The organism is Corynebacterium sp. HMSC063G05 (assembly GCF_001810555.1).
Classification (GTDB): domain Bacteria; phylum Actinomycetota; class Actinomycetes; order Mycobacteriales; family Mycobacteriaceae; genus Corynebacterium; species Corynebacterium jeikeium_D.
In genome coordinates this window covers 1-8,615 of sequence record NZ_KV801848.1, presented here as the reverse complement: position 1 = coordinate 8,615, position 8,615 = coordinate 1, and the positions used below count along the sequence as shown (strand labels likewise).

The 8,615-nt window shown below is 62.5% G+C and carries 9 protein-coding genes; 8 read left to right on the top strand and 1 reads right to left on the bottom strand.

All coding sequences use genetic code 11. The features are described 5' to 3' along the window. Positions 1–258: 258 nt before the first annotated feature. From HMPREF2751_RS04525 to HMPREF2751_RS04495, 7 genes are all read left to right on the top strand, one after another. Positions 259–1,668, top strand: coding sequence for a CpaE-like family protein (locus HMPREF2751_RS04525; protein WP_246823151.1), 1,410 nt, complete (start codon positions 259–261; stop codon positions 1,666–1,668). Continuing rightward, positions 1,661–2,806 carry a TadA family conjugal transfer-associated ATPase gene (locus tag HMPREF2751_RS04520; RefSeq protein ID WP_083304408.1) on the top strand — a complete coding sequence of 382 codons (1,146 nt, stop codon included), beginning with the start codon at positions 1,661–1,663 and terminating at the stop codon, positions 2,804–2,806. Before HMPREF2751_RS04525 ends, HMPREF2751_RS04520 begins: the two co-directional genes overlap by 8 nt. 66 nt (positions 2,807–2,872) lie before the next feature. Beyond that, a complete protein-coding gene (locus HMPREF2751_RS04515; RefSeq protein WP_070595561.1) occupies positions 2,873–3,763 on the top strand; it encodes a type II secretion system F family protein in 891 nt (296 codons plus the stop codon). Then, complete coding sequence (locus HMPREF2751_RS04510) at positions 3,760–4,413, top strand: type II secretion system F family protein (RefSeq protein WP_070595559.1); 654 nt, start codon at positions 3,760–3,762, stop codon at positions 4,411–4,413. Before HMPREF2751_RS04515 ends, HMPREF2751_RS04510 begins: the two co-directional genes overlap by 4 nt. Before the next feature lie 207 nt (positions 4,414–4,620). After that, positions 4,621–4,869: a DUF4244 domain-containing protein gene (locus HMPREF2751_RS04505; RefSeq protein WP_049189400.1), complete on the top strand. Its 249-nt coding sequence runs from the start codon at positions 4,621–4,623 to the stop codon at positions 4,867–4,869. Then, positions 4,862–5,215 carry a TadE family type IV pilus minor pilin gene (locus HMPREF2751_RS04500; protein ID WP_016421936.1) on the top strand — a complete coding sequence of 118 codons (354 nt, stop codon included), beginning with the start codon at positions 4,862–4,864 and terminating at the stop codon, positions 5,213–5,215. The genes HMPREF2751_RS04505 and HMPREF2751_RS04500 overlap by 8 nt, the downstream gene beginning before the upstream one ends. Continuing rightward, a complete protein-coding gene (locus HMPREF2751_RS04495) occupies positions 5,212–5,577 on the top strand; it encodes an Rv3654c family TadE-like protein (protein WP_049180729.1) in 366 nt (121 codons plus the stop codon). Before HMPREF2751_RS04500 ends, HMPREF2751_RS04495 begins: the two co-directional genes overlap by 4 nt. On the opposite strand, the gene HMPREF2751_RS04490 is transcribed toward HMPREF2751_RS04495, so the two are convergent. Further along, positions 5,561–7,897, bottom strand: coding sequence for a DEAD/DEAH box helicase (locus tag HMPREF2751_RS04490; RefSeq protein ID WP_070595568.1), 2,337 nt, complete (start codon positions 7,895–7,897; stop codon positions 5,561–5,563). The two genes, HMPREF2751_RS04495 and HMPREF2751_RS04490, sit on opposite strands and share 17 nt — an antisense overlap. A gap of 315 nt (positions 7,898–8,212) precedes the next feature. On the opposite strand from HMPREF2751_RS04490, the gene HMPREF2751_RS04485 reads away from it, so the two are divergent. Further along, positions 8,213–8,416 carry a cold-shock protein gene (locus tag HMPREF2751_RS04485; protein WP_005511370.1) on the top strand — a complete coding sequence of 68 codons (204 nt, stop codon included), beginning with the start codon at positions 8,213–8,215 and terminating at the stop codon, positions 8,414–8,416. The last annotated feature ends 199 nt before the right edge of the window (positions 8,417–8,615 follow it).

Below are 8,615 nucleotides of genomic sequence, written 5' to 3'. Positions count from 1 at the left end.
ACGCCGAGCGGACACACTTTTTGCTACTTAACCCTGAGTTTATGACACTTTCAAGCCATTTTTCGTGCCATTTTTGTCATAAACGCAGTCACTAACTTGCATTGGCCAGGCCGCGCAGTAGTCATGCCACGCAGTGGCATAAGGCAAAGGCGACGTGGCGTTCTGCAGTTATCCACAGTCTGAAAATTATCCACAGACAGCGAGGTTTTGGCCCCTTGTGGGCATCATTGAATCCGCCCTGTAGTGCACGCTATGGCCATGGCGATCAAGAAACTGTCCATGGCTCAGCGAACCGAGGCTCCAACAAATCCAGTAGTCAACGCCGTCGATGATGAAGCGCTGCGTGAAGAGGTTGCGCTCATAGTCGCTGCTACCGGTCGTGACTGTGTGCAGGAGACCGTGCCACCTGTGGCTGCAGCGTCAGTGGCCGCACAAACATTTGCTTCGCCGCCAGCATCACTATCATCATCAGCCCCAGAGCCTTCCCCATCATCAGTATCGACAGGAGCGGGAGTGTCATCGGCCCTGTGGCGTCGGGCACCAGCGGTGTTCGTCGATGCACCGGCAGCCCGAAGATTGACCGGACGGCCTCATAGTGAGGGAGCGATCTTCCTGGTCCGCAGTGATACTGAGGCGGAAGATGTGCAGGTAGCGAAGGTTTTAGCGCCTGTTTACAGCGCCAGTTTGCCCGCGGATAACGTCGATATTGTCGAGCTGCTCGGCCGTGGCGACGTACGCCCGGATGCTCCGAATCCCACCGATCACCAAAACGGCTCGAGCCTCCTGAACCACCATCAGAACCCAGCGTTACCTGCAAGCACCGACGTGATTACAGCGCCAGGTACAGAACCCGTACCGAACGTGCCGGCAACTACAACCGATGCCACGGCAACGTGCCTGATGTTGGTTCCTGCGGTCGGCGGTGCCGGTGCTTCCATCGCGGCGGCAGCAAGTGCATTGGTTCTTTCCCGTGAAAGGCCCATCTGTTTGGTGGACGCGGACGCACTGGCAGGAGGCATTGATCTGGTGCTCGGGATGGAAACGGAACCGGGACTGAGGTGGCAGGACTTCTCGGCTGCTGATGGTCGTCTCGACGGAGCGGCACTCTACGAAGCACTGCCATCCTGCCCGCGATCACCCGCTCTGAAAGTGTTGACGTGGACTCGCAGTCGCACGCCCGAGACGACTTACAACCACGCCTCTGCGAACAACACATTCGACAGCGCCGACAGAACCGACAGAATCGACAGGCCCGACGATGTCCGGCACATTGCCAGCACCATTAGTTGCCTTATTCATGCCGGAATTACGGTCATCGTGGACTGCCCGAAGCAGGTGGAGTACGTCACCACTCTCGGCGCGCTTGCCGATGACACCGTCATAGTCCTGCCCACCTCCGTTCGAGCTATCGCAGCCGCTGGCCCCTTGGCGAGCATCTGTGCACAAGCGGGGTTCACCCCAAATCTTGCAGTGAGGTACCAGCAGTACCGCGATATCAGTGTCGAAGAGGTGGAATACGCTCTCGACCTGCCCATTGTTGGTGAGATTGAGTACTGCAAGAAGGTAGCTCACGAGATAGATGTGGGCGGGCTCGCTGGGGCCGTCGGCAAGCTGACGCGGGGATTGGAAGCGATGTTTGCCCTTGTCGGCGGTGGTGGCGATGGATGACGTCAGGCTGTTGGCGGCGGTGCGGACGGCGCTTGCGGAGCGGCCTGGGGTGGCATCGCATAGCGAGGTCGCCGACATAATTCGCGCAGAGACCTCGGGGGTTGTCTCCGATGTGAAGGTGCTGGAGATTCTGCGCACGATTCGCGAGGAAACGGTGGGCGCGGGTGTGCTCGATGCGCTGTTGCGACGCCCGGGTGTCAGCGATGTGCTGGTCACCGCGCCGGGCGAGGTCTGGGTCGACGCCGGCAACGGACTGGAGCGCGCCGAGATTTCCTTCGCGGACGAGGGTGAGGTGCGCGCGTATGCGGTGCGGCTCGCGTCGCGGTGTGGACGAAGGCTTGACGACGCGCAACCCTGGGCCGACGGCCATATTCCTGGTGGTGTCGGCGGCTGTGGTGTGCGAGTTCATGCGGTGCTTTCACCACCGTCGGCGACCGGCACTCAGATTAGCCTGCGGGTGTTGCGTCCGGCTCGTCGCGGACTTGCGGAGCTATGCGATGTCGGGCTATTTCCGCCGGAGATTCTGCCGGTGCTCCGGGGAATTGTGGCGGGACAGCTGTCATTTATTGTTGCCGGAGGCACGGGTGCGGGAAAGACCACGCTATTGGCGGCGATGCTCTCAGAAGTTAATCCTGACCAGCGCATTGTGTGTATCGAGGACACTCCGGAGCTGCAGCCTCAGCATCCGCATGTGGTGAAGCTGGTGACCAGGGTCGCCAACCTGGAGGGCGCCGGTGCGATTGGACAGCAGGAGTTGCTGAAGCAGGCGTTGCGCATGCGTCCCGATCGCATTGTCGTCGGTGAGATTCGCGGCGCCGAAGTGGTGGATCTGCTGGCAGCGTTGAATACGGGGCATCGCGGTGGGGCGGGGACAATTCACGCCAACCGCATCGGGGATGTCGTCGCGCGCTTTGAGGCCCTGGGGCTGATCGGTGGCCTTGGTCGCGCCGGGCTGCATGCGCAGTTGGTCTCGGCGGTGCAGGTGGTGTTGGTGGTCGAACGCGCTGATGTTCGCAGGCTGGCACAGATCGGGCTGCTACGCGGTAACCCACCGGAGGTGGTGGAGGTCTGGACTGCTCGGGATGGGCCTGGGCCGGGTTGGGAAGCGTTGCAGAAGTTGCTGGTCGGCGGGGAATAACCGGTGGAATACCCGATGGAATGACTAGAGGAAAAGTCAGGGGATTAGACGGGGAGATTAACAGCTATGGGGGAAGGGTTTAGCGTGGCGATGCTCATTGGGGGAGCGGCTGCAGCAGTCGCTATCTGGCCGGACAGCTCGGCGGCGGTGCGCTCGCGAGCACTGGCAGGCCGTGCCCGCGAGGTGTCCGGCGGGCTGAAGTGGTTGCAGCGCATGGTTGGACTTGGTGCTGGTTCCACGGGGTCGCGTGCAGCAAGCACTGGCAGTGCGAATCGAACTGCAGGGCTATCAATCCTCATCGCTGCAGGCCCGGCGCTCGTGTTGCTGTGGCTCGCCGGGATTCCAGGCGTTGTAGCCGGGCTGTTGCTGGGCCGCACCGCAGCGGCAGTAGTGCGCGCTGTGGGGGAGAGGCGCTGTGAACGTCGGGAAGCGGACAGCGCTGCGGTAGCGCTGGAGACCTTGACCGCGCAGTTACGCGTAGGAGCGGCGGCTTCACGAGCGCTCAACGCGGCAGCAGCGGAATTGCGCAGGTCAGAGGATGAGACTGTGTTGGCTGATCATCTCGCGCACGCGGCGCATCGCGCGCACTTCGCCGACCCGTGGGAGGGCGAAGAATCTTCGGAGCAACTGCGCCGGATTGGGCGTATGTGGACGGTGGCGCAGCAACACGGTCTGAGTTTGGCTGGGTTGCTGGACTGCGCGCGGGGTGATCTGCAGGCTCGTCAGGCGCATCGCTCACAGACGTCTGCCGCGCTGGCGGGGCCACGCATGACGATCGCCATCTTGGCATCACTGCCGGTGTTCGGTTTGGTCATGGGGCAAGCTTTCGGAGCGTCCCCATTCGAGTTCCTCAGTCGCGGCATCGGAGGAATTGTGCTGGTCATCGGTGTCGGGCTGGTGTGCGCGGGCATCGAATGGGCGGTCGCCATCATCGATCGTGCGGAGGCCGGACAATGATTGCCGCCGCACTTCTCATCGCCGTCTACCTCTGCTTGCCGACGTTCAATCCCGTCCGCAGCCGACTGCCCGAATTGGTAGCCGAGTCGGATGCTCGCACGCGAGGAAGCGTACGCCGACAGGTGACCAATCGGGTGGCGCAGATTGCCGCACAGGTGCGGGAACGTGTGCGAACTGTCATTGGCGGTGAGCGCATCAGCCCGGCTGTGCTGCTCGATGCCGCAGCGGCCCTCGACATCATTGGTGCTTGTTTGAGCTCCGGTATGCCGTTGTCGCAGGCCATGGCAGCAGCTGCCGATGGTGCAAACCCTGAGCTGGCCGAGCCACTTCGACAGTGTTCCGCCAGGTTGTCCGTGGGCGCGCACTCCGCTTGGGACAGCCTTGCTGCCACACCCGCGCTCGTGCCCCTGGCGACGGCTGGGCGCCGAGCAAGCGAATCCGGCACCGTTCTGGCGCAGGCGTTGGAGGACACCGCTGCCACGTACCGCAGTCAAGCGCACGATGCGGCGCAAGCCGTCGCCGAAAAGGCTGGTGTCCTCATTGCCGGGCCTCTGGCGTTGTGCTTTCTACCCGCGTTTGTGGTGCTGGGTTTGGTGCCCACCATCGCTGGGCTTGCCGACGAAATGTTTGCAGGACTGATGCCGTCATGAAGCGTGGACACTTCTGCGCCCAGCCTCGCGCGCTGGCACGCGCCGGATGCAGTGCTGGTTGCGCTCTCAGCTGTGGCTTCGGTTGTGCGCGTGGTCCGCCTGCCGCGCCGTAATCCAAGATGCGTCAACGCACGTCAACGCGCGTCAATGCACATCACACCTCACAACTGTCCTGTCACTCGACATCCACATAGGGGGGAAACACTCATGACCACTCAAAACTCCAACCGTCCAACCAATCCGCTGACCGCTGCGCAGTCCCAGCTGCGCTCGTATTTGCACAAGCGTCTGCACGCTCTGGCAACTGAGGAAAACGGCATGTCAACCGTGGAATATGCTCTCGGAACTATTGCGGCCGCCGCCTTCGGAGCCCTGCTCTACACCGTCGTGACCGGCGGCGATATCACCCAGGCGCTCACCGACATCATCGAAAGGGCGCTCAACACCGATGTCTAGCCGCATCCGCTCTACGCTTCATCGCCTGTGCGTCGGCGACGAAGGCCAAACCACGGTAGAAACCGCTTTCGGTCTCGCGGCACTGGTCACGGTCATGGCCACGGCTCTGTCCGGGCTGGTCACCATCGCAATGTACCTAGGGCTTACCGACGCAGCCGGAGCCATCGCACGGGCTGAGGCACGGGGCGATGCGGAGACAGTAGCCGAGCTCCGCGCCGACGCGGATGGGCAGGTCGCGATATCGGAAACCTCCGGTACCGTGCGCGTGACCATTCGGCGCTCAGCGGGGCCATTTTCGCTGGAAGCACGCGCGGTTGCACTGCGGGAGAGAGCGGCATCGTCATGAGAAACGTGACAGCCCGCCTTCTCCGCGAAGAAGAAGGTTCCACCACAGTCGCAGCCGCACTGTTCATCGCCGCTTTCGTCGTTCTGACTTTGGTCGGAGTTACGGCCGGGGTGAGGGTGGTGCAGGTTCGGCAGGCAGCGGTAGCAGCGGACCTGGCCGCGGTGGCCGGCGCCGTGGCTGCGCAAGAGAGCGACGACGCCTGCAAAGCTGCGGGGTCAATCGCAAAAGCTAACCACGCACGCCTTGTGACCTGTGAGATTGATGGGGAGGATGTGCAGGTCAGCGTCCAACGAAAGGAGAGAAAAGCCACGTCCAGAGCAGGGCCGGTAGCGGTGGAGGATGCTGCTACTGGCCGTCGTTAAGCGCGCGCGACACCCCACTGAGCACCTTGATTGCGCCGGCCTTGTCCAACGGATCGTTGCCATTGCCGCACTTGGGCGACTGGATGCACGATGGGCAGCCGGATTCGCACTCGCAGGCGGCGACGGCATCGCGGGTCGCGCGAATCCACCGAGCGAAGGCCTCGTAGCCACGATCAGCAAAGCCCGCACCACCAGGGTGCCCGTCGTAAACAAAAACGGTGGGCTGCTGGGTATCGGCGTGCATGACCGTGGAAACACCGCCGATGTCCCAGCGGTCGCAGGTGGCAATCAGCGGCAGCATGCCGATAGCTGCGTGTTCCGCCGCGTGGAGAGCCCCCGGCGCGATGTCGGAGCCCACACCCCACGAGCGCAGGGTGGACTCGGGCATTGTGTAGGCCACGGCGCGCGTGACCAAGCGCTGCGGAGGGTAGTCAAGTTCAACACTGTCGAGAATCTCGCCGGTATCCAGGCGACGAAGATAGGAGGTGACCTGGTGAAAGACCTCGACCTGGCAGGAGGCGACCTGTAAGCCCTGGTAGTGGCGCATATCGTCAACATCGAGGATGCGGATGGTGGTGTCCATGCGCGAGCTGGTGGAATAGCGTGGCTGCTCGGGGTGGACCAGGGCGACGAGGCTGTCGAAGTCCAGCTGGTCGACAAGGTAGGACTCGCCGCGGTGCAAGTAGACGGCACCGTCGTGGACCTGCTGCATCGCACGGCCAAGATCGATGGTGCCAAGCAGTCGGCCATCGGTCTGGTCGACGATAGCCACTTCCTGACCATCGCCGCCACGGACGTTCACGGCATCGTGGGCAGTGGCAATGCGCGGTCCCTCATCGCGGTCGGTCGGGTAGTAGACGGGTTCTTGTCCTTCCCAGGTGCGCTTGCGCAACCAGCCTGCGGACACCATGTCTTCGGCTACGGGTAGGGTTCCCCATGTCTGAAGCTGGCTGGTGGTGACGGGTTTCTCCACAGCCGCGCAGTAGAGGTGTGACCACACCACATGTGGGTTGCGGGGATCGAAGACGGTCTTTTCCACCGGCCTGCCCAGCAGTGCGGACGGGTTGTGGACCAAGTAAGTGTCCATGGGGTCATCGCGAGCCACCAACACCACCAGCGCTCCCTGGCCACGACGGCCCGCGCGGCCGGCCTGCTGCCAGAACGAAGCGACCGTGCCCGGGAAACCGGCCTGTACCACCGCGTCGAGGCCGCCGACGTCAATGCCCAGCTCCAATGCATTGGTGGTGGCCACACCTAGCAGAGTGCCATCATCGAGCATGCGCTCGATGTCGCGGCGTTCTTCGGCTAGGTAGCCGGCGCGGTAAGATTCGATGCGCTCAGCGATATCGCTGCGGCGACGCTTCTCCAGGCGCTCGCGCACGCCGAGCGCTACCTTCTCAGCACTGCTTCGCGAACGGGTGAAGGTCAGGGTGCGGGCGCCCTCGACAAGCAGGTCGGCCATGATATCCGCGGCCTCGGTCGGGGCGGGGCGGCGCACGGGTGCGCCGTTCTCGCCTTGGAGGTCGGGGAGCAGGCCGGGTTCCCACAGGGCGATAGTTCGCTCGCCGACCGGGGCGCCGTCTTCGGTGATGGCCTCGACAGGCTCGCCGATGAGGCGACGAGCCTGGTCAGCGGGGTCGTTGGTCGTCGCAGAGGCAAAAATCACGGTCGGCGAGGCGCCGTACTCGCGGGATAGCCGCAGGAGGCGACGCAGAATCTGAGAGACGTTGGCGCCGAACACGCCTCGATAGGCATGGCATTCGTCGACGACGATATAGCGCAGGTTGCGCAGCATCCGCGTCCACCGAACATGGTTGCCGAGCACCGAAACATGCAGCATATCGGGGTTGGTAAACACCCAACGGGCGTGGTCGCGGATGGCGCGCCGGGCGTCTTGTGGGGTGTCGCCGTCGTAAAGCGAAATCAGCGAACTCAGTGACGCCGGTGCCATCGCGCGTGCAGTGTCCAGCTGATCGGCGCCCAGCGCCTTGGTCGGGGAGAGGTACAGCGCGGTGGCCGCGGGGGTGGCGGACAGTTCTGTGAGCACGGGCAGCAGGTAGCCGAGCGATTTACCCGACGCCGTGCCCGTCGCGACGACGCAGTGCACGCCCTCGCGGGCGAGGTTCGCGGTTATCGCCTGATGAGTCCACAGGTTCTCAATTCCGCGATCTACCAGCACTTCTCTCAGCCAACTTGGCACCCACTCAGGCCAAGGCGCAGTCACGCCAGCGCGCGCAGGAAGGTCCGCAATGTGCGTCACTGTCGCCCGCGGATGCGCACGAATAACCGGCCCCAGCAGCTCCCGCCCAAACGACTCCACCGACACCACCCTTTCCTGTAAACGCGCACTTCATATGCTTGACGACGCTTCCTGCCAGCCACATTCTCGCTATTCGACACCCCAGTTTCTCCGGACTCCGAACACGGGTTTACGGGGGTGGCAAGAAGCTGTTCCTAATCGGCGCTCGCGCCCCAAACGTGGCAGACTTTTTGAGTGTATCGCCCGCCAACGGGCACCCAGCAAAAACTCGCACGAGGCGAAAGGGTGCTTTGGCCGTGTTTACCCCATCGTGTGTGGCCGGATGTGCGTGGCGAATACTTGTTTTATCGAATCCTGAAGTTGGGAAGTTTTGTAATGGCACAGGGTACTGTGAAGTGGTTCAACTCGGAGAAGGGCTTCGGGTTTATCGCCCCAGCTGACGGTGGCAACGACGTGTTCGTTCACTACTCCGAGATCCAGGGCACTGGTTTCAAGACGCTGGAAGAGAACCAGGCAGTCGAGTTTGAGATTGGTGAGGGCCAGAAGGGTCCGCAGGCTCTGGATGTGAAGCCTCTGTAAGTCAATCATTTCCAGGTTGAACTGGGCTTTTGTCTGGTTTGGCGCGCGGATTTTTTTGGCTTTTCAAGGCCCATGTTGTGTTCATGGGGTGAGCCTTGATTCTCCCACGCGGAAAGTAATTTCTGCGTGGGATTTTTGCATTTCTGGTGGCAGTGGGTCAATCCGAGTTACTGACTACGTTTATGACAAAAATGGCCCG

Bases quoted from the DNA above. Each gene is read 5' to 3' on its own strand.
- HMPREF2751_RS04525 (WP_246823151.1), top strand. From the start codon at position 259: ATGGCGATCAAGAAACTGTCCATGGCTCAGCGAACCGAGGCTCCAACA.
- HMPREF2751_RS04520 (WP_083304408.1), top strand. From the start codon at position 1,661: ATGGATGACGTCAGGCTGTTGGCGGCGGTGCGGACGGCGCTTGCGGAG.
- HMPREF2751_RS04515 (WP_070595561.1), top strand. From the start codon at position 2,873: ATGGGGGAAGGGTTTAGCGTGGCGATGCTCATTGGGGGAGCGGCTGCA.
- HMPREF2751_RS04510 (WP_070595559.1), top strand. From the start codon at position 3,760: ATGATTGCCGCCGCACTTCTCATCGCCGTCTACCTCTGCTTGCCGACG.
- HMPREF2751_RS04505 (WP_049189400.1), top strand. From the start codon at position 4,621: ATGACCACTCAAAACTCCAACCGTCCAACCAATCCGCTGACCGCTGCG.
- HMPREF2751_RS04500 (WP_016421936.1), top strand. From the start codon at position 4,862: ATGTCTAGCCGCATCCGCTCTACGCTTCATCGCCTGTGCGTCGGCGAC.
- HMPREF2751_RS04495 (WP_049180729.1), top strand. From the start codon at position 5,212: ATGAGAAACGTGACAGCCCGCCTTCTCCGCGAAGAAGAAGGTTCCACC.
- HMPREF2751_RS04485 (WP_005511370.1), top strand. From the start codon at position 8,213: ATGGCACAGGGTACTGTGAAGTGGTTCAACTCGGAGAAGGGCTTCGGG.